The organism is Vogesella oryzagri (genome assembly GCF_040148885.1).
Classification (GTDB): Bacteria; Pseudomonadota; Gammaproteobacteria; order Burkholderiales; family Chromobacteriaceae; genus Vogesella; species Vogesella oryzagri.
The window spans coordinates 127,197-147,246 of sequence record NZ_JBEFLD010000007.1 but is presented as its reverse complement, the minus strand read 5'-3'; the positions used below and the strand labels follow the sequence as shown (position 1 = coordinate 147,246).

The 20,050-nt window shown below is 63.6% G+C and carries 16 protein-coding genes and 1 tRNA gene; 8 read left to right on the top strand and 9 right to left on the bottom strand.

Annotation, left to right across the window (positions count from 1 at the left end):
• Nucleotides 1-24 precede the first annotated feature (24 nt).
• The 7 genes from pheT to ABNW52_RS14130 form a co-directional block, all read right to left on the bottom strand.
• Nucleotides 25-2,385, bottom strand: a complete 2,361-nt coding sequence (pheT, locus tag ABNW52_RS14160; protein ID WP_349589044.1) for a phenylalanine--tRNA ligase subunit beta — start codon at nucleotides 2,383-2,385, stop codon at nucleotides 25-27.
• Nucleotides 2,386-2,404: 19 nt separating this feature from the next.
• Nucleotides 2,405-3,388 carry a phenylalanine--tRNA ligase subunit alpha gene (gene pheS, locus ABNW52_RS14155; protein WP_349589041.1) on the bottom strand — a complete coding sequence of 328 codons (984 nt, stop codon included), beginning with the start codon at nucleotides 3,386-3,388 and terminating at the stop codon, nucleotides 2,405-2,407.
• A 118-nt stretch (nucleotides 3,389-3,506) separates the two neighbouring features.
• Nucleotides 3,507-3,863 (bottom strand): 50S ribosomal protein L20, encoded by a 357-nt coding sequence (gene rplT / locus ABNW52_RS14150; RefSeq protein WP_017507005.1) that lies wholly within the window; start codon nucleotides 3,861-3,863, stop codon nucleotides 3,507-3,509.
• A 13-nt stretch (nucleotides 3,864-3,876) separates the two neighbouring features.
• Entirely contained in the window at nucleotides 3,877-4,074 is a 198-nt protein-coding gene (gene rpmI / locus ABNW52_RS14145; protein WP_017507004.1) for a 50S ribosomal protein L35, read from the bottom strand.
• Between the two features lie 151 nt (nucleotides 4,075-4,225).
• The gene (gene infC, locus ABNW52_RS14140) at nucleotides 4,226-4,744 is read right to left on the bottom strand and encodes a translation initiation factor IF-3 (RefSeq protein WP_349589382.1); all 519 of its coding nucleotides are present in this window, start codon (nucleotides 4,742-4,744) and stop codon (nucleotides 4,226-4,228) included.
• A 41-nt stretch (nucleotides 4,745-4,785) separates the two neighbouring features.
• Nucleotides 4,786-6,687, bottom strand: coding sequence for a threonine--tRNA ligase (gene thrS, locus ABNW52_RS14135; protein WP_349589037.1), 1,902 nt, complete (start codon nucleotides 6,685-6,687; stop codon nucleotides 4,786-4,788).
• A 185-nt stretch (nucleotides 6,688-6,872) separates the two neighbouring features.
• Nucleotides 6,873-6,949 (bottom strand) — tRNA-Val (locus tag ABNW52_RS14130).
• 125 nt (nucleotides 6,950-7,074) lie between these two features.
• Between ABNW52_RS14130 and tgt the strand changes: the two genes are divergently transcribed.
• The 7 genes from tgt (at nucleotide 7,075) to trmB (ending at nucleotide 14,861) form a co-directional block, all read left to right on the top strand.
• Nucleotides 7,075-8,190, top strand: a complete 1,116-nt coding sequence (gene tgt / locus ABNW52_RS14125; protein ID WP_349589034.1) for a tRNA guanosine(34) transglycosylase Tgt — start codon at nucleotides 7,075-7,077, stop codon at nucleotides 8,188-8,190.
• A gap of 135 nt (nucleotides 8,191-8,325) precedes the next feature.
• On the top strand, nucleotides 8,326-8,613 hold the full coding sequence (yajC, locus tag ABNW52_RS14120; protein ID WP_174875290.1) for a preprotein translocase subunit YajC: 288 nt from the start codon (nucleotides 8,326-8,328) through the stop codon (nucleotides 8,611-8,613).
• A gap of 42 nt (nucleotides 8,614-8,655) precedes the next feature.
• Complete coding sequence (gene secD, locus ABNW52_RS14115; RefSeq protein WP_349589031.1) at nucleotides 8,656-10,503, top strand: protein translocase subunit SecD; 1,848 nt, start codon at nucleotides 8,656-8,658, stop codon at nucleotides 10,501-10,503.
• A 12-nt stretch (nucleotides 10,504-10,515) separates the two neighbouring features.
• Entirely contained in the window at nucleotides 10,516-11,451 is a 936-nt protein-coding gene (gene secF, locus ABNW52_RS14110; RefSeq protein WP_349589028.1) for a protein translocase subunit SecF, read from the top strand.
• A gap of 123 nt (nucleotides 11,452-11,574) precedes the next feature.
• A complete protein-coding gene (locus ABNW52_RS14105; protein WP_349589379.1) occupies nucleotides 11,575-12,222 on the top strand; it encodes a DedA family protein in 648 nt (215 codons plus the stop codon).
• Nucleotides 12,219-14,144: a DNA mismatch repair endonuclease MutL gene (mutL, locus tag ABNW52_RS14100; protein ID WP_349589025.1), complete on the top strand. Its 1,926-nt coding sequence runs from the start codon at nucleotides 12,219-12,221 to the stop codon at nucleotides 14,142-14,144. Before ABNW52_RS14105 ends, mutL begins: the two co-directional genes overlap by 4 nt.
• A 51-nt stretch (nucleotides 14,145-14,195) precedes the next feature.
• Nucleotides 14,196-14,861, top strand: a complete 666-nt coding sequence (gene trmB, locus ABNW52_RS14095) for a tRNA (guanine(46)-N(7))-methyltransferase TrmB (protein ID WP_349589022.1) — start codon at nucleotides 14,196-14,198, stop codon at nucleotides 14,859-14,861.
• Here trmB and ABNW52_RS14090 read toward each other — a convergent pair.
• Nucleotides 14,854-15,723 carry a LysR family transcriptional regulator gene (locus ABNW52_RS14090; protein ID WP_349589020.1) on the bottom strand — a complete coding sequence of 290 codons (870 nt, stop codon included), beginning with the start codon at nucleotides 15,721-15,723 and terminating at the stop codon, nucleotides 14,854-14,856. The genes trmB and ABNW52_RS14090 overlap by 8 nt on opposite strands.
• 85 nt (nucleotides 15,724-15,808) lie before the next feature.
• On the opposite strand from ABNW52_RS14090, the gene ABNW52_RS14085 reads away from it, so the two are divergent.
• Complete coding sequence (locus ABNW52_RS14085; RefSeq protein ID WP_349589018.1) at nucleotides 15,809-16,723, top strand: DMT family transporter; 915 nt, start codon at nucleotides 15,809-15,811, stop codon at nucleotides 16,721-16,723.
• Between the two features lie 428 nt (nucleotides 16,724-17,151).
• Here ABNW52_RS14085 and gcvP read toward each other — a convergent pair whose 3' ends face one another.
• Nucleotides 17,152-20,007 carry an aminomethyl-transferring glycine dehydrogenase gene (gcvP, locus tag ABNW52_RS14080; protein ID WP_349589016.1) on the bottom strand — a complete coding sequence of 952 codons (2,856 nt, stop codon included), beginning with the start codon at nucleotides 20,005-20,007 and terminating at the stop codon, nucleotides 17,152-17,154.
• Nucleotides 20,008-20,050 lie beyond the last annotated feature (43 nt).

Sequence of the window (20,050 nt, the reverse complement as noted above, 5' to 3'; positions counted from 1 at the left end):
GATAACAATCGGCTTGGACGGCGCTCAGGCGCGCAGCTCGGCGCCGCAGGCCTGGGCGGCAGCCAGCATGGCGGCCACGCCCTGCTCCACTTCCTCGTCCACCAGGGTACGGTCCGTCGCCTGCATGATGATGCGCAGCGCCAGGCTCTTGCTGCCTTCTACCACGCCCTTGCCGCGGTACACGTCGAACAGCGCCAGTTCGCACACGAACTCCGGTGCGGCGGCCAGCATCGCCTGCTGCAGGCTGGCCAAGGTCACCTCTTCGGCCACCACCAGCGCCAGGTCACGACGCACCGGCTGGAACTTGCTGACCGGCTGCACCGCTACGCGGCGGCTCTGTTCCACCACCTCGGCGGCCAGTTCGAACAGCACCGGCGCGGTGCTCAGGCCGTAAGCCTGCACCCAGCGCGGGTGCAGTTCGCCGACATGGCCGACCACGGCGCCATCCAGCACCACCTCGGCGCAACGGCCCGGGTGGAACGCCGGGTGCTCGCCCTTGCGGTACTCGGCCACGCGCGGGTGCAGCAGTGCTTCCACCTCGGCCTTGGCATCGTAGAAATCCACGCGCTCAGCCTTGCTGGCCCACTGTTCGGCCACGCGGCTGCCATAGGCCAGGCCGGCGACACGTTCCGGCTGCTGTACGCTGCCGTCGGCCTGCTTCAGGAACACGCGGGCGATCTCGAACACTCGCACACGACTGTGCTTGCGGTTCAGGTTGGCCGCCAGCACGTCCACCAGGCCGCCGATCAGGCTGGAGCGCATTACGCTCATCTGGCTGGCGATCGGGTTCTGCAAGCGTACCGGGTTGCTGTTACCGGCAAAATCGCGCTCCCACTTCTCTTCCACGAAGGCGTAGCTGACGATTTCCTGGAAATCGCGGCCAGCCAGCAGGCGGCGCACTTCGCTACGCGGACGCAGGGTTTCCGGCTGCGGCAGCATCGCCAGGCGGGCACGCGGCGCGTCGGATGGAATCGCGTCGTAACCGTATACACGGGCGATTTCCTCGATCAGGTCTTCCTCGATGGCGATGTCGTAGCGGAAGCTCGGCGCCTCCACCACGAAGCCGTCTTCCACCGCGTCGAACGCAAAGCCCAAGCGGGTAAAGATGGCGGCGATCTGCTCTGCGGCCAACGTTACGCCCAGTACCTTGGCTACGCGTGCGGTGCGTACCTTGACGCGGTTGCGCGCCGGCAGCTCGCCCACGGTTTCCACCAGCGGGCCGGCTTCGCCGCCGCAGATTTCCAGCGTCAGCGCGGTGGCGCGCTCGATAGCGTCCTGCTGCAGCTGGAAATCCACGCCACGCTCGTAGCGATAGGAGGAATCGGAACCAAAGCCCAGCTCACGCGCCTTGCCGGCGATGGTGTCCGGATTGAAGAACGCACTTTCGAAGAAGATGTCGCTGCTGGCAGTGGTCACGCCGCTTTCCAGCCCGCCCATGATGCCGGCAATAGCCAACGGCTTGCTGTCATCGGCAATCACCAGCAGCTCCGGCGTCAGCGCCACTTCTTTTTCGTTCAGGCACACCAGCTTTTCGCCGGCACGGGCAAAGCGCACGGTGATGCCGCCATCCAGCGTGGCCAGATCGAAGGCATGCATCGGCTGCCCCTGCTCCAGCAGCACGTAGTTGGTGATATCGACGATGGCGGAAATCGAGCGCAGGCCAGAGCGCTCCAGGCGGCGGCGCATCCATTCCGGGGTCACCGCAGCGGCATTGACGCCCTTGATGACGCGGCCGATGTAGCGGCCGCAAGCGTTGGCCGCATCGATGCGGATCGCGCGCTTGTCGTCGCACTGCGGGGTGACCGCGTTGATGCTGATCGGCGCCAGCGGCGCGCCGGTGAGTGCGGCCACTTCGCGAGCGATACCGCGCAGCGACAGGCAGTCGGCGCGGTTGGGGGTGATCTTCAGGGTGAACAGCGCGTCGTCCAGGCCCAGGTAGTCACGAATGCTCTGCCCGACCGGTGCATCGGCCGGCAGCAGCAGCAGGCCGTCGGCCTCGTCCGGTACGCCCAGTTCCTTGCCGGAACACAGCATGCCGCCGGATTCCACGCCGCGCATCTTGGTCGGCTTGATCTTGAAATCGCCCGGCAGGATGGCGCCTGGCAGCGCGCACGGGATCTTCACGCCGACTGCCACATTCGGCGCGCCGCATACGATCTGGATCAGTTCACCGGTCCCGGCATCCACCTTAGTGACGCGCAGGCGGTCAGCGTTTTCGTGCTTTTCACATTGTTTTACTTCGGCGATCACCACGCCGCTGAAGGCCGGTGCGGCCTGCTCGACTTCTTCCACTTCCAGCCCTGCCATGGTCAGCAGGTAGGACAGCTCGTCGGTGGACAGCGACGGATTAACCCAGCTTCTCAGCCATTGTTCGGAAAATTGCATTGCTTCGGTCTCCGCGCGCTCAGTTGAATTGCTTGAGGAAGTTCAGATCGTTCTCGAAGAACAGACGCAGATCGTTGACGCCGTAACGCAGCATGGCAAAGCGATCCAGGCCGATGCCGAAGGCAAAGCCGGTGAACTGTTCCGGATCGATGTTCACATTGCGCAGCACATTGGGATGCACCATGCCGCAGCCACCCACTTCCAGCCAGCCGCGCTCGCCCAGTACGTCGATCTCGGCGGACGGCTCGGTGAACGGGAAGAAGGACGGGCGGAAACGCACCTGCAGGTCGTCACGCTCGAAGAAGCGGCGCAGAAAGTCGGTAACAGTGGCTTTCAGATCGGCGAAGCTGACGTCGCGGTCGATCCACAGGCCTTCCATCTGATGGAACATCGGCGAGTGGGTGGCGTCGGAATCCACGCGGTACACCCGGCCCGGGGCCACGATCTTGATCGGCGGCTGGTTGTCCAGCATGTAGCGCACCTGGATCGGGCTGGTATGGGTGCGCAGCACGTCGCCACCTTCCACGTAGAAGGTGTCCTGCATGGCTCGCGCCGGGTGGTTTTCCGGGATGTTCAGCGCCTGGAAGTTGTGGAAATCGCTTTCGATTTCCGGGCCGTCGGCCACGGCAAAACCCAAGGTGGCGAACAACTCGGTGATGCGCTCCAGCGTCAGCGTCACCGGATGCAGGCCGGCCGGCAGTTGGCCGCGGCCCGGCAGAGATACGTCCAGCGCCTCTGCTGCCAGTTGCTGTTCCAGCTTGGCGTTGTTGATGCCGTCGCGCACTTCGTTATGGCGGCCTTCGAATGCCTGCTTGGCGGCGTTGATGGCCGCGCCGGCGGTCTTGCGCTCTTCCGGCGACAGCTTGCCCAGCTGCTTGAGCAGCTCGGTCATCGCACCGCTCTTGCCGAGGTAGCGGGCTTTGACCTGTTCCAGTTCCACGAGGTCTGTCACGGTGTCGAGTGCCGCCAGACCTTCCTTCAGAATCACGTCAACATTGCTCATGGGTCGCACCAGTATGCGTAAGAAAACTGACCGGAACGTTGGCCGCTCGAATCAGCACTCTTCGGGGGAAGATCGAAAAAAAAGGGAGGCATCAGCCTCCCTTTCAGATGTCCTGCGATTAAGCGAGGGCGGCTTTCGCTTTCTCAACGATGAGAGCAAATGCCGGCTTGTCGAAAACGGCCAGATCGGCCAGAACCTTACGGTCGATTTCGATCAGAGCCTTCTTCAGACCGTTCATGAACTTGCTGTACGGCAGGCCGTTTTCACGAGCAGCTGCGTTGATACGAGCAATCCACAGTTGACGGAACTGACGCTTTTTCTGACGACGGTCGCGGTATGCATATTGACCGGCTTTCATCACCGCCTGTTTGGCGATGCGATAGACGTTCTTGCGACGGCCGCGATAGCCTTTCGCCAGGGCTAGGATTTTCTTGTGACGAGCACGTGCGGTTACACCGCGTTTTACGCGTGGCATTTATTCAGTCTCCTTATGCGTAGGGCATCATGGCGCGAACAGAGGCCATGTTAGTAGCGTGTACCATGGTGGTACCGCGCAGCTGACGCTTGCTCTTGGTGGTCTTCTTGGTCAGGATGTGACGCTTGAAGGCCATGGAGCGCTTAACGCCGCCGTTACCCAGCACTTTGAGACGCTTTTTCGCGCTCGACTTGGTTTTCATCTTCGGCATGGAAATCTCCTGCTGAATTTTCGTTAGATTAGACACAGGGTGGCCATCGGCACTTGAAACCACTGCGTCACGCTTTTGTTGCAGGCCTTGCGGCCCACAAAACCAACACGGCAGGCGAGCCTGCCGTGCGGAAGTCAATGATTATACCCGATTATTTCTTTTTCGGGGCAATCATCATGACCATTTGGCGACCTTCCAGTTTCGGGAACTGTTCCACGGTGCCAACCTCGGCCAGATCAGCCTCTACTCGCTTGAGCAGCGCCAGACCGATATCCTGGTGCGCCATTTCACGGCCACGGAAACGCAGCGTGATCTTGGCCTTGTCGCCTTCACCCAGGAAACGGATCAGGTTGCGCAGCTTGACGTTGTAGTCGCCGTCGTCCGTACCCGGGCGGAACTTGATTTCCTTGATCTGCACCTGCTTCTGCTTCAGCTTGGCTTCATGCTTCTTCTTGGACTGCTGGTATTTGAATTTACCGTAGTCCATCAGTTTGCATACCGGCGGCTGGGCAGTCGGAGAAATCTCCACCAGATCCACATCACGTTCCTCGGCCAGTGCCAGTGCTTCACGCACGCTAACGATGCCGAGCTGTTCGCCTTCTTCACCTACCAGACGGACTTCGCGAGCGGTAATCTCGCCGTTGATCCGTGATTCGCGTTCCTGAGCTATAGCTGTTACTCCTTAAAAAATTCAAATTGGCCGCGCGGCAATCAGCGTTGCGCCAGCGCAGCGTTCAGATGCTGCACAAAGGCGTCCACCGACATCTGGCCCAAGTCTTCACCACGGGCACGCACGGCCACCAACCCGCCCTCCATTTCCTTGTCGCCGATAACGACTTGATATGGAAGCTTTTGCAGGCTGTGTTCGCGGATTTTATAGCCGATCTTTTCGTTCCTCAAGTCAAGATCGACACGGAAGCCATGTTCACGCAGTTTTGCCGCCACCTGGCCGGCATATTCGGCCTGGTTGCCGGTGATATTCATCACCACCATCTGCACCGGCGCCAGCCATAGCGGGAAGGCGCCAGCGTGGTTTTCGATCAGGATACCGATGAAGCGCTCCAGCGAACCCAGCACCGCGCGATGCAGCATTACCGGGCGCTTGCGGCTGTTGTCGTCGGCCACGTATTCCGCCCCCAGGCGTTCCGGCAGCACGTAATCCAGCTGCAGCGTGCCACACTGCCAGGAGCGACCCAGCGCGTCCTTGATGTGGTATTCGATCTTTGGACCGTAGAAAGCGCCCTCGCCCGGCAGCTCTTCCCACTCGATGCCGCAGGCACGCAGCGCTTCGCGCAGACCTTCCTCGGCACGGTTCCAGGTTTCCAGCGTGCCGGCGTATTTTTCCGGACGCAGGCTCAGTTTCACCGACACCTGCTCGAAGCCGAAGCGCTGGTACACCGCCATGGTCAGCTCGTTGAAAGCCTTGGCTTCGGCAATGATCTGCTCATCGGTACAGAAGATGTGGGCATCGTCCTGCACGAAGCCGCGCACGCGCATGATGCCGTGCAGCGCGCCGGACGGCTCGTTGCGGTGACAGGCGCCGAACTCGGCCAGGCGCATCGGCAGCTCGCGGTAGGAACGCAGGCCGCTGTTGAACACCTGCACGTGGCCCGGGCAGTTCATCGGCTTCACCGCGTAGTCGCGCTTTTCCGACTCGGTGGTGAACATGGCGTCGCGGTAGTTTTCCCAGTGGCCGGACTTCTCCCACATCACGCGGTCCATCACCATCGGGGTGCGGATTTCCTGGTAGCCGGCTGCAGTCAAGGTTTTGCGCATGTACTGCTCGATGCTCTGCCACAGCTGCCAGCCTTTCGGGTGCCAGAACACCATGCCCGGCGCTTCGTCCTGCAGATGGAACAGATCCAGCTGCTTGCCCAGCTTGCGGTGGTCGCGCTTTTCTGCCTCTTCCAGCATGTGCAGGTACTGCTCCAAGTCTTCTTTCTTGGCCCAGGCAGTACCGTAGATGCGCTGCAGCATCTCGTTGTTGCTGTCGCCGCGCCAGTAGGCACCGGCCACTTTCATCAGCTTGAACACCTTGAGCTTGCCAGTGGACGGCACGTGCGGACCGCGGCACAGGTCGGTGAACTCGCCTTCGCGGTACAGCGACAGCACTTCGCCCTGCGGAATAGAGGCGATGATCTCGGCCTTGTAGGCCTCGCCAATGCTTTTGAAGTAGGCAATCGCCTCGTCACGCGGCAGCTCGTAACGCTCGACCGGGATGTCCTTCTTCGCCAGTTCGGCCATCTTCTTCTCGATCGCCACCAGGTCTTCCGGGGTGAACGGGCGCTTGTAGGCAAAATCGTAGTAGAAGCCGTTTTCAATTTCCGGGCCGATGGTCACCTGCGCATCCGGGAACAGCTCCTTCACCGCATAGGCCAGCAAGTGGGCGGTGGAGTGGCGGATGATGGACAGACCGTCGGCATCCTTGTCGGTGATGATGGCGAGGTCGGCGTTGGCCGCGATCTGGTACGAAGTATCGACCAGCTTGCCGTCCACACGGCCAGCCAGCGCCGCACGGGCAAGACCGGTGCCGATGGACGCCGCCACTTCATGCACGGTTACCGGCTTGTCGAAGGAACGGATAGAACCGTCGGGCAGGCGAATGTCAGGCATAGCAACTCCAACTCAAAGGTGGACAGTTTTTAAAACGGCAAAAAAAAAGTGCGGCCTTGAGCCGCACTTTTTTGCTGAGGAGTGTTCCGCATTACGCAAGCAACACCCGTAGGCTCGAACTCATTTCGAGATACGGGTGGTGGTAGTTCGGAAAACCATGTTTGTCTCCACAGCGAGATTCTGTTTGGTAGGCACGATTGGACTCGAACCAACGACCCCCACCATGTCAAGGTGGTGCTCTAACCAGCTGAGCTACGTGCCTGTTGTCTTAGGGGAGCAATACTAGCGGCAAATCAGCGCACTGACAAGCCGCCGCCGCGCAGAGCCCGGTACGGCGGTGTATACTGCGCGGCTGAATTCGGAAATCTCGCGATTAATATCAAGCACATGCTGAAGTTTACCCTACACAAGACCTCCGGCGGCGCCCGTCGCGGCACGCTGGAACTGAACCACGGCACCGTGGAAACCCCGGTGTTCCAGCCGGTGGGCACCTACGGCTCGGTGAAGGCGATGAGCCCGCACGAGCTGACCGACATCGGCGCCCAGATCATTCTGGGCAACACCTTCCACCTGTGGCTGCGCCCGGGGCTGGAAATCATCGAGCAATTCGGCGGCCTGCACGAGTTCATCGGCTGGGACAAACCCATTCTGACCGACTCCGGCGGCTTCCAGGTGTTCAGCCTGGGGGCACTGAACAAGATTACCGAGGAAGGCGTCACCTTCCAGAGCCCGGTGAATGGCGACAAGCTGTTCCTGTCGCCGGAAAAATCGATGGAAATTCAGAAAGTACTGAATTCCGACATCGTGATGATTTTCGACGAATGCACCCCGGGCCAGGTCGACCACGCCACCGCCGCCAAATCGATGCGCATGAGCCTGCGCTGGGCCGAGCGCTCGCGCCGCGCCTTCGACGAACTGAAGAACCCCAATGCACTGTTCGGCATCGTGCAGGGCAACCTGTACCGCGACCTGCGTCAGGAATCGCTCGACGGCCTGATGCAGATCGGCTTTGACGGCATCGCCATCGGCGGGCTGTCGGTGGGCGAACCGAAGCCGGAAATGTACCGCATGCTCACCGAGCTGAAAGACATGCTGCCGGCGGAAAAGCCGCACTACCTGATGGGTGTGGGCACGCCGGAAGACCTGGTGCACGGCGTGGCCAACGGCATCGACATGTTCGACTGCGTGATGCCGACCCGCAACGCGCGCAACGGCTGGATCTTCACCCAGTGGGGCGACGTCAAGATCAAGAACGCGCGCTACAAGGCCGACAAGAAGCCGCTGGACGAGCACTGCCAGTGCTATACCTGCCGCAACTTCAGCCGCGCCTACCTGCACCACCTGCACCGTACCGGCGAAATCCTCGGTGCCCGACTGAATACCATCCACAACCTGTACTACTATCAGGCGCTGATGCAGGAAATGCGCGATGCCATCGATACCGACCAGTTCGAAGACTGGAAAGCCGGCTTCCACGAGCGCCGCGCCCGTGGCGTGAACTGAGGCAAGAGTGAACCCGCAGGGTTGGCCGCAGTCTCACGCCGTTGCGGCCAACCTTTAGTGCGGTTGGAAAACCCGCAGGCCGTGGCTACAATGCCCGTCCCGCATACAAGATCAACACCTTCAAGGGAGACCCCCATGGCTAACGCCACCGAATTCATGCAGTTCTTGCCGATGATCGTCATCTTCGTGCTGTTCTGGTTCCTGCTGGTTCGCCCGCAGCAGAAACGCGCCAAGGAACACCAGAAGATGCTGTCCGAAATCGTCAAAGGCGATGAAGTGGTCACCCAGGGCGGCATCATCGGCCGCGTTACCAAGACCGGCGAGCAGTATCTGAGCATCGAAATCGCCAGTGGTGTAGAAATCAATGTTCAGCGTGGCGCCGTGGGTTCCAAGCTGGAAAAAGGCACCATCAAGTCCCTGTAAAACCCCGGGCCGCGTGTGCGGCCCTTTTCCTGCCTAGCTTCCATGAACCGCTTCCCGATCTGGAAATACCTACTCATTGCGCTGGTGCTGATCACGTCGTCGATCTACACCCTGCCCAATTTCTTCGGCGAAACGCCGGCGGTCCAGGTGTCCAGCAGCCGACAGTCCATTCCGGTGGATACGGCGCTGATGGCCCGCATTGAAGACGCCCTGAAACAACAGGGCATCGCCCCCCAGGGCATTTTCCTGGACGGCAACAGCCTGAAAGTCCGCTTCAAGGATCCGGATACCCAGATCAAGGCGCGCGATGCCATCCAGCAACTGCTGGGTGACAACTACATCATCGCGCTGAACCTGCTGCCGGCCTCCCCCGACTGGCTGACCCGCCTGCATGCCAGCCCGATGTTCCTCGGCCTCGACCTGCGCGGTGGCGTGCACTTCCTGCTGGAAGTGGACATGAAGGCCGCGGTGGAAAAGACCATGGAGCGCTACGCCGGCGACATCCGCCGCGAACTGCGCAATGCCAAGATCCGTTACGGCAGCATCAAGCGCAGCGGCAACACCGTGCTGGAAGTACAGCTGCGTGACGAAGCCACCCTGACCGCCGCCGCCGATACCCTGGCGCGCACCCTGCCGACGCTGTCGTTCAGCCCGGACAAGGCCAGCAACCGCCTGATCCTGACGCTGAAACAGGAAGAAATCAGCCGCGTGCAGGGCGATGCGGTGAAACAGAACATCACCACCCTGCACAACCGCGTCAACGAGCTGGGCGTGGCCGAGCCGGTGATCCAGCAGGCCGGCCCCAGCCGCATCGTGGTGCAGCTGCCGGGCGTGCAGGACACCGCCAAGGCCAAGGACATCCTCGGCCGTACCGCCACGTTGCAGGTACGCATGGTGGAAGACGACTCCGCCAAGATGGCCGAAGCGCTGGCTGGCAGCACGCCCGCCGGCTACGACCTGCTGGACGAGCTGACGCCGCAAGGCCCGCAGAAAATCCTGGTGAAGAAAGATGTGGAGCTGACCGGCGACAACATCAACGACGCCCAGGCCGGCTTTGACGAAAACGGCGGCGCTGCCGTGCACATCAACCTGGACGCCGCCGGCGCCGCCATCTTCCGCGACGTAACCGCGCAGAACATCGGCAAGCGCATGGCGATGATCCTGGTGGAAAAAGGCAAGGCCGAAGTCGTGACCGCACCGGTCATCCGCAGTGAAATCGGCGGTGGCCGCGTGCAGATCTCCGGCAGCATGAACCCGGCCGAAGCCAACGACACCGCGCTGCTGCTGCGCGCCGGCTCGCTGGCCGCACCGATGAACATCATCGAAGAACGCACCGTCGGCCCGAGCCTGGGTAAAGAGAACATCGAGAAGGGCTTCCACTCCACCATGTGGGGCTTTGCCGCCATCGCGGTGTTCATGATGATCTACTACGGCGCCTTCGGTGTGATCTCGGTGATTTCGCTGGCGGCCAACCTGTTCATGCTGGTGGCCATCCTGTCCATGCTGCAGGCCACGCTGACGCTGCCGGGTATCGCGGCGATCGCGCTGACGCTGGGTATGGCCATCGACGCCAACGTGCTGATCAACGAACGTATCCGCGAAGAACTGCGCAACGGCGTGCCACCGCAATCGGCGATCAACGCCGGCTACGGCCACGCCTGGGCAACGATTCTGGACTCCAACGTCACCACGCTGATCGCCGGCCTGGCGCTGCTGATCTTCGGCTCCGGCCCGGTACGCGGCTTTGCCGTGGTGCACTGCCTGGGCATCCTGACCTCGATGTTCTCCGCCGTGCTGGTATCGCGCGCCGTGGTCAACCTGTGGTACGGCCGTCGTCGCCGCCTGACTACCGTGTCTATCGGTCAGGTGTGGAAACCGGAAAACAACTAAGGATCCTGCAAGATGGAGTTTTTCCGCATCAAACGGGACATCCCGTTCATGAGCTACGGCAAGGTGACCACCGCGATCTCGCTGGTGACCTTCATCCTGGCCGTCGTGTTCCTGTTTACCAAGGGGCTGAACCTGTCGGTGGAATTCACCGGCGGTACGGTGATGGAAGTGCAGTACCAGCAGGCGGCCAACCTGCCGGATATCCGCCACCGCGTGGAAGGCCTGAAGCTGGGCGAGGTGCAGGTGCAGAGCCTGGGCACCAGTCGCGACGTGATGATCCGCCTGGCCAACAAGCCGGGCACCAACTCGGCCAAGCTGTCCGAACAGGTGATGGGCCTGCTCAAGCAGGGCGACGGCAGCGTGCAGCTGCGCAAGGTGGAGTTCGTCGGCCCCAGCGTCGGCGAAGAACTGGTCACCCACGGCCTGACCGCTATTTCCCTGGTGTGCCTGGGCATCGTGCTCTACCTGGCGATCCGCTTCGAATGGCGGCTGGCGCTGTCGGCCATCATCGCCAACATGCACGACGTGGTGATCATCCTCGGCTGCTTCGCCTTCTTCCAGTGGGAGTTCAGCCTCACCGTGCTGGCCGGCGTGCTGGCGGTGCTGGGCTACTCGGTGAACGAATCGGTGGTGGTGTTTGACCGGATCCGCGAGAACTTCCGCCGTCCGGCGATGCGCGGCAAGAGTACTGCCGAGGTGATCGACAACGCCATTACCGCCACCATGAGCCGTACCTTCATCACCCACGGCTCCACCGAAACCATGGTGCTGTCGATGCTGGTATTCGGAGGCCCGGCGCTGCACGGCTTTGCCATGGCGCTGACCATCGGCATCGTGTTCGGCATCTACTCGTCGGTACTGGTGGCCAGCCCACTGGCGCTGGCGCTGGGTACCAAGCGCGAGCACATGATCAAGGTGGTGAAAGCGAAGGAAGAGGCAGTGGTGTAAACCACGGCCCCGTCGCCCTCAAGGTTGGCCGCATACCCTGCGGCCAACTTTGTTTGGGTGCCTGACACAGCCGGGTTGCCCGCAGCCCTGCCCTGTCAGCCACTCCGGTAATCCCGCATGGAAATCATTAGCTTCCTGATCGACTTCATCCTGCACATCGACGTGCATCTGGCCGAGCTGATCGCCCAGTACGGCACGCTGATCTACGCCATCCTGTTCCTGATCGTGTTCTGCGAAACCGGGCTGGTGGTCACCCCGTTCCTGCCGGGCGACTCGCTGCTGTTCATGGCCGGCGCGCTGGCGGCAACCGGCGACATGTCGCTGCCGCTGGTGCTGGCCACGCTGGCGACGGCAGCCATCCTCGGCGATTCCTGCAACTACCTGATCGGCCGCACCATCGGCAAGCGCCTGTTCGCCAACCCGGATTCGCGCCTCTTCCGCCGCCAGTATCTGCACACCACCGAAGCGTTCTATGCCAAGCATGGCCGCAAGACCATCATCCTGGCGCGCTTCGCCCCCATCGTGCGGACCTTTGCGCCGTTCATCGCCGGCATGGGCCACATGCCCTACCCGCGCTTCCTCGCCTCCAGCGTTGCCGGCACCGTGCTGTGGGTCGGTGGTTTCTGCCTGCTGGGCTACGCCTTCGGCAACCTGCCCGTAGTGCGCAACAACCTGTCGCTGCTGATGCTGGCCATCATCGCCATCTCGCTGGCGCCCACCGTCATCGCCGTGCTGCGCAGCAAGCTGGCCGGCAAGGCGGGGCAGGCATGAAGCCGATCCGCAAGCTGCCGGACCATCTGGTCAACCAGATCGCCGCCGGCGAGGTGGTGGAGCGCCCGGCTTCGGCACTGAAAGAGATGCTGGAAAACAGCCTGGATGCCGGCGCCGACAAGATCACCGTCGACCTGGCACAGGGTGGCATCAAGCTGATTCGCGTCAGCGACAACGGCGGCGGCATCGCGGCCGAACAGCTGCCGCTGGCGCTGGACCGCCACGCCACCAGCAAGATCGGCAGCCTGGACGACCTGGAAAGCGTCGGCACCCTCGGCTTCCGTGGCGAAGGGCTGGCCAGTATCGCCTCGGTGTCGCGCCTCACCCTCACCAGCCGCCAGCATGACGCCGATCACGCGCACCAGATCATCGCCATCGACGGCACGCTGCACCCGGTGGAGCCGGCGGCGCACCCGGAAGGCACCAGCGTGGAAGTGGTGGACCTGTACTTCAACACCCCGGCGCGGCGCAAATTCCTCAAGAGCGAGAACACCGAGTACGCGCACTGCGCCGCCACCTTCGAGCGCATCGCACTGGCGCACCCACGGGTGGAATTCATCCTGCGCCACAACGGCAAGGTGGTATGGCGCCTGCCGCAGCAGAGCCTGGCCGAACGCGTGTCGGCACTACTGGGCAAGGATTTCGTCGAGGCGGCGCTGCAGGTGGAAACCGTGGCCGCCGGCCTGACGCTGACCGGCTTCATCGCCAGCCCCACCTACTCCAAGGCCAGCCGCGACGCGCAGTATTTCTACGTCAACGGCCGCTTCGTGCGCGACAAGACCGCACAGCACGCGCTGCGCCAGGCCTACCGCGATGTGCTGCACCACGACCGCCACCCGGCCTACGCGCTGTTCTTCACGCTGGACCCGGCCAATGTCGACGTCAACGTGCACCCCACCAAGATCGAGGTGCGCTTCCGTGAAAGCCAGGGCGTGCACCAGTTCCTGTTCCACAGCGTGCATCGCGCGCTGGCCAGTACCACCGCCGGCGCCAGCCCGGCGGTGCAGCTGGCCGATGGCCAACCTGCCGCCGCGGCCGCCCCTGGCGGCCATGGCAACCAGACCCCGACCCAGGATGCGCTGTTCCCCCCACGTACCAGCTACAGCAGCGGCGGCAGTACGGATGGCGGCAACGTTGGCCGCAGCTCGCTGCCGCAGCCGTTCCGCTACCAGCAGCAGAGCATTCCGCTGAACGTGGCACGTGAGGCAGTCGGCGTGTACGACAAGATGTTCTCCGGCCTGCGCGACGAAGAGCGCGGCCCGGCCCCCGCCCCAGTCAGCAACACCCTGCCGCCGGCCGGCAGCACGCCGCAGCGCCTGCCGGATGCCAGCGACGGCATCCCGCCGCTGGGTTTCGCGCTGGCGCAGCTGCACGGCGTGTACATCCTCAGCCAGTGCGAGGACGGCCTGATCGTGGTGGACATGCACGCCGCCCACGAGCGCATCGTCTACGAACGGCTGAAAACCGCGCTGGAAGCCGACACCATTCCGATGCAGCCGCTGCTGCTGCCGGTATCCTTCGCCGCCGACAAGTTCGAAGTCGCCACCGTGCATGAGCATGGCGCCGATATGCAGCGCCTCGGCATCGAGCTGGCGCCGCTATCGCCGACCCAGATCGCGGTGCGCGGCGTGCCGGTGTGGCTGCAGGACAGCAGCCCGGTGGAGCTGGCGCGCGCGGTGCTGAAGGACGTGCGCGAATTCGGCCTCACCCAGGTACTGACCGAGCGCCGCAATGAGCTGCTGGCCACCATGGCCTGCCACGGCGCGGTACGCGCCAACCGCCAGCTGACGCTGCCGGAGATGAACGCGCTGCTGCGCGACATGGAAGCCACCGAGCGCTCCGGCCAATGCAACCACGGCCGCCCCACCTGGAGCCGCCTCAGCATGCGCGACCTGGACAACCTGTTCATGCGTGGCAAATGATTCACCCAGGTTGGCCGCCTGCGGCTAACCTTTCCCGTTACCGGATTCACCATGTTCGCCAACTCCCGCCCCGTAACCAGCTCGCAACCCGGCCCGCACAGCCGCCTGGCCGAGGTGGTGGCGCGCCATGCGCAGCACCCGTTCCAGAAGCCGTTCGCCGACTACAACCGTACCGCCTACGCCACGCTGCTGGCCGCCTGGGACGGCCGCGCGCCGCTGGTGCTGGACACCGGCTGCGGCGTGGGCGCTTCCACGCTGAACCTGGCGGCACAGCAGCCTGATCACTTCATCGTCGGCATCGACCAGTCACTGGATCGCCTGCAGCGCGGCAAACCGGCGCCGCTGCCGGACAACGCACTGCTGCTACGCGCCGACATGGTGGACATCTGGCGCCTGCTGGCCGCCGACGGCATCCGCCCGGCGCAGCAGTGGATGCTGTACCCCAACCCGTGGCCCAAGCCGGAACACCTGCAACGCCGCTGGCACGGCCACGCGGTCTTCCCCATCGCGCTAGCGCTGGGCGGCCGGCTGGAGCTGCGCAGCAACTGGCAGACCTATGCCGAAGAGCATGCGCTGGCGGTAAGCCAGCTCTGCGGTCAACCTTGCCACGCCGAACGCTGGCAGCCGCAAGACTTCCTCACCCCGTTCGAGCGCAAATACCACCACTCCGGCCATGCGCTGTGGCGGGTGGTGGTCGACCTGCCAGCGGCTAGCTGACGCCCTCGCGCCGCAGGGTGCGCAGCAGTTGCTCGTACATGGCATCCACTGCCGGACTGCGCGCCGAAGCATCGCTGCGGATCAGCGCCACCGACTGTGCCGGCAACGGCGGCAGGCCATGGCGTTCGTCCAGCACTTTCAGGTCTGGCGGCAGGCTGCAGCGACTGAGCACCGCCACCGCCATGCCGCTGTAGGCCACCGCCAGCTGGCCAGCCACGTTGGGGCTGTAGTAGACGATGCGGTAGGCGCGCCGCTGTGCCTCGATGGCCGCCAGCGCTTCGTTGCGCGCGCGGCTGCCAGCTTCGTACACGGCAATCGGCAGCGGCTCGCGGCGCCAGGCTTCGTGCTCTTCCGCCGCCACCCACAGTAGCGCCTCGCGGAACAGCAGCTCGCCACGCTGCGGCTGGTCGCGCGTTACCAGCGCCAGGTCCAGTTCGCCGCGCTCCACGCGCGGAATCAGCACCGTGGATTGTTCGCATACCAGGGTGATCTCCACCCCAGGGTAGCGGCTGGAGAAGGTGCGCAGCACCGGCGCCAGGTAGGCCATGGCGTAATCGTCCGGCGCGCCCAGGCTGATGCGGCCGCTGACTGCCGGGCCATGCAGCACCGCCAGCGCCTCGGCATGTACGGCGAGCATGCGGCGCGCATGCGGCAATAGCTCGCTACCCGCCACGGTCAACACCAGGTGGCGCGGGCCGCGGGCCAGCAAGGGCCGCCCGGCGGCGTCTTCCAGCTTCTTCAGCTGCATGCTGATCGCCGACTGGGAGCGATACAGCTGCCGCGCCGCGGCGGTAAGCGAACCGCTGTCCACCACGGTAACGAAGGCGCGCAGCCAGTCCAGCTGCAGATCGGTGCTGTTCATGGCCACTCCATGCATTCGAAAATCGAATGATAGCATCGCCATAAATCCGCTTTTCGCGATATCGCGCAGCTTCCACAATGCCTGCATGAAGACCGCTACCTCCACCCTGAGCGCTGCTGCCACCGGCAGCGGCACCGCCGCCGAACAGCGCGGCACGCTGCTGATGACGCTTGGCGGCGTGCTGCTGGGCAGCATCGGCATTTTCGTTACCGAAGCCGGCCAGGACCCGGTGACCACGGTGCTGTTCCGCTGCCTGTTCGGCGGCCTGGCGCTGCTGCTGTGGGGCGCGGCCAGTGGCCGACTGGGCGAGTTGCGCCTGAGCGGGCGCACGCTGTTGGCCGCCGTGCTGGCAGGCGTGCTGATGGTGAGTAACTGGGCGCTGTTCTTTGCCGCCATCCCGCTGACCTCCATCGGGGTGAGCACGGTGGTGTTCCACCTGCAGCCGTTCTGGGTGCTGCTGCTGGGCGCCTGGCTGCTGCGCGAGCACCTGTCATCCACGCGTTCGCTAGCCTGTGGTGTGGCGCTGCTGGGCCTGGCGCTGGCCACCGGGCTGTTCGACCAGCCGGCACAACAGGTGCTGACCGCCGGCTACATCAAGGGCCTGCTGCTGTGCCTGATCGGCTCGCTGTGTTATGCCGGCGTGCCGCTGATCGCCAAGCTGGCGCCCGGTGTCAGCGCCTTTGCGCTGGCGTGGTGGCAGTGTGCGGTGGGCGTGCTACTGAGCGCCTGGTGGCCGCTATGGCATGGCTTGCCGCCGGCCGGTGCCACCTGGGGCTGGCTGATCGGCCTGGGCAGCCTGCACACCTGCCTTGCCTACGTGCTGCTGTATGCCGGCATGAGCCGCCTGCCCACCAGCCGCATCGCGGTGCTGCAGTTCATCTACCCGGCCACCGCCATCGTCATCGACTGGCTGGCCTACGGTCATGCGCTGGGCCCGCTGCAGTTTGGTGGTCTGATGCTGCTGGGCGGCGCGCTGTGGACGGTGCGGCGCTGCGCATGATGCAAGCAGTGGAATCCGCTACGCGGATGATGTTTGAAGTCGCCGGTTCCGCCCGGCGCACGGGCAAGGGGGCGTGCCGCCGCCCCCTGGCAACCCCGCTCGCCCCAATGGTCCGCGAAACCCCGGCCAAAAAGGAACTCGCCAGGCGCCGGCAATTCGCCGTTTGCTAACGTCAAACGGCTCAGCTGCCGTCTTAAAACCTGGCGAATACCATTTTGACCGGCGCTCCCCGTGGGGCAAGTTGGGTGCAACAGTATAGTGGCTGCAAGCATGTATCGGTCTGATCTGGGAAACATCTGCAGCCATCGTTGAGTGATACAACCCATAAGCTTGCCCACAAGTTCTAACACTTCCTGCACAAACAAAAAGCCCCGCTTGCGCGGGGCTTTGCCATGCCGGGTTGGCCGCATGCGGCCAACCTTGCCGGCTTACTGGTAGCTGTCGATGGACGGGCAGCTGCAGATCAGGTTGCGGTCGCCGTATACGTCGTCGATACGGTTCACGCTCGGCCAGAACTTGTTTTCCAGCACGTACGGCAGCGGGAAGAACGCTTCTTCGCGGCTGTACGGGCGGGTCCACTCGCCGGCGATGTCTGCCTTGCTGTGCGGTGCATTCACCAGCGGGTTGTTGTCCGCCGGCCATACACCGTTCTGCACCTTGTCGATTTCCTGACGGATGGACAACATCGCGGCGATGAAGTGGTCCAGCTCGGCCTTGGATTCGGATTCGGTCGGCTCGATCATCAGCGTGCCCGCTACCGGGAAGCTCATGGTCGGGGCGTGGAAGCCGTAGTCCATCAGGCGCTTGGCCACATCCACTTCGGTCACGCCGGAGGCAGCCTTCAGCGGGCGCAGGTCGATGATGCACTCATGCGCCACGCGGCCATTGCGGCCGGTGTACAGCACCGGGTAGTGCGCCGACAGGTGCTGCATCAGGTAGTTAGCGTTCAGCAGCGCCATTTCGGTGGCGTGCTTCATGCCTTCGTAGCCCATCATGCGGATGTACATGAAGGAGATCGGCAGGATCGATGCGGAGCCGAACGGCGCGGCTGATACCGCGCTCTGGCCAGCCACGGCGCCCGGAACCTCGGACACCACGTGGTTAGCCATGAACGGCGCCAGGTGCGACTTCATGCCGATCGGACCCATACCCGGGCCGCCGCCGCCGTGCGGAATGCAGAAGGTCTTGTGCAGGTTCATGTGCAACACGTCGGCGCCGATGTCGGCCGGACGGGTCAGGCCCACTTGCGCGTTCATGTTGGCGCCGTCCATGTACACCTGGCCGCCGGCCGCATGCACGATCTCGCAGATTTCCTTGATGCCTTCCTCGAACACACCGTGGGTGGACGGGTAGGTGATCATCAGTGCACCCAGGTTGGCCGCATGCTGCTCGGTCTTGGCACGCAGGTCGGCCATGTCGACGTTGCCGTTGTCGTCGGTCTTCACCACCACTACCTGCATGCCCAGCATCTGCGCGGTAGCCGGGTTGGTACCGTGCGCGGATTGCGGAATCAGGCAGATGGTGCGGTGCGCGTCGCCACGGCTGGCGTGGTAGCGGCGGATGGCCAGCAGGCCGGCGTATTCGCCCTGTGCGCCGGAGTTCGGCTGGATGGAGATGGCATCAAAACCGGTGATGGCCAGCAGCTGCTGCTGCAGCGCGTCGATCATTTCCAGATAGCCAACAGCCTGGTCGCGCGGGGCGAACGGGTGCATGTTGGCGAATTCCGGCCAGGTGATCGGGATCATCTCGCTGGTGGCGTTCAGCTTCATGGTGCAGCTGCCGAGGCTGATCATGGAGTGGTTCATCGCCAGGTCGCGGTTTTCCAGCTTCTTGAGATAGCGCAGCATCTCGTGTTCGCTGTGGTGGGTGTTGAACACCGGGTGCGACAGGATGGCGGATTCGCGTTTCAGTGCAGCCGGGATGGCGTCGGCCGCGGCGGCGTCCAGCGCGGCGATGTCGGCGGCCTTGCCGGTGAAGATCTCGATCAGCTGCTTGAGATCGGCTTCGCTGGCGGCTTCGTGGAAGGCCACGCCCAGCACGCCGTTGCCGGCATCGCGCAGGTTAATGCCGGCAGCCAGTGCTGCGGCGTAAACGTTGGCCGCATTGGCGCCCAGCTCAACCTGCACGGTGTCGTAGAAGCGGTCGAACACCAGCTTGCCGCCGGCGGCCTTCACCGCGTGGGCGAAGATGGCGGCCATGCGGTGGATGCGTGCGGCGATGCGCTGCACGCCCTCGGCACCGTGGTACACGGCGTACATGCCGGCGATGTTGGCCAACAAAACTTGACTGGTACAGATGTTGGAGTTGGCCTTCTCGCGGCGGATGTGCTGTTCGCGGGTCTGCAGCGCCATGCGCAGCGCGGTCTTGCCCTTGGCATCCACCGATACGCCGATGATGCGGCCCGGGGCGGAGCGCTTCATCTCGTCCTTGAACGCGAAGAAGGCAGCGTGCGGGCCACCGAAGCCCATCGGCACGCCAAAGCGCTGGGTGTTGCCCACCGCCACGTCGGCGCCCATTTCGGCCGGCGACTTCAGTGCCACCAGTGCCATCACGTCGGCGGCAACCACCGCCAGTGCGCCCTTGGCCTTGGCCGCGGCGATGTACGGGGTCAGGTCCAGCAGCTCGCCGGATTCGCCCGGGTACTGGAACAGCACGCCGAAGTAGTCGCCATTGCCGGCTTCTTCCGGGTGACCCAGCACCAGTTCGAAGTCGAAGTATTCGGCGCGGGTCTGCATCACGTCCAGGGTCTGCGGCAGCACGCGGCTGTCGACGAAGAACTGGTTGGATTTGGACTTTGACACGCGGCGTGCCATGGCCATCGCTTCGGCGGCGGCGGTAGCTTCGTCCAGCAGCGAGGCGTTGGCGATTTCCAGACCGGTGAGGTCGATCACCATCTGCTGGAAGTTCAGCAGCGCTTCCAGGCGGCCCTGGGCGATTTCCGCCTGGTACGGGGTGTAGGCGGTGTACCAGCCCGGGTTTTCCAGCACGTTGCGCAGGATCACGCCCGGGGTCAGCACCGGGTAGTAACCCAGGCCGATGAAGGACTTGTTCACCACGTTCTTGCTGGCCACCGCTTTCAGGTCGGCCAGGGCGTCGGCTTCACGCTGCGCCGGCGGCAGATCCAGGTTGCGGTTGAAGCGGATATTGGCCGGCACGGTCTGTGCCACCAGGTCCTCGAAGGAGCTGGCGCCGACATAGGCCAGCATCTCGGCCTTCTCGGCCTCGCACGGGCCAATGTGGCGTTCGATGAATTCTTGATGATTGAAGAGTTGCGAGAGCGACATGTCTTCGGTTCCGTATTTCATTGCCACGAAAACACACGGAAAC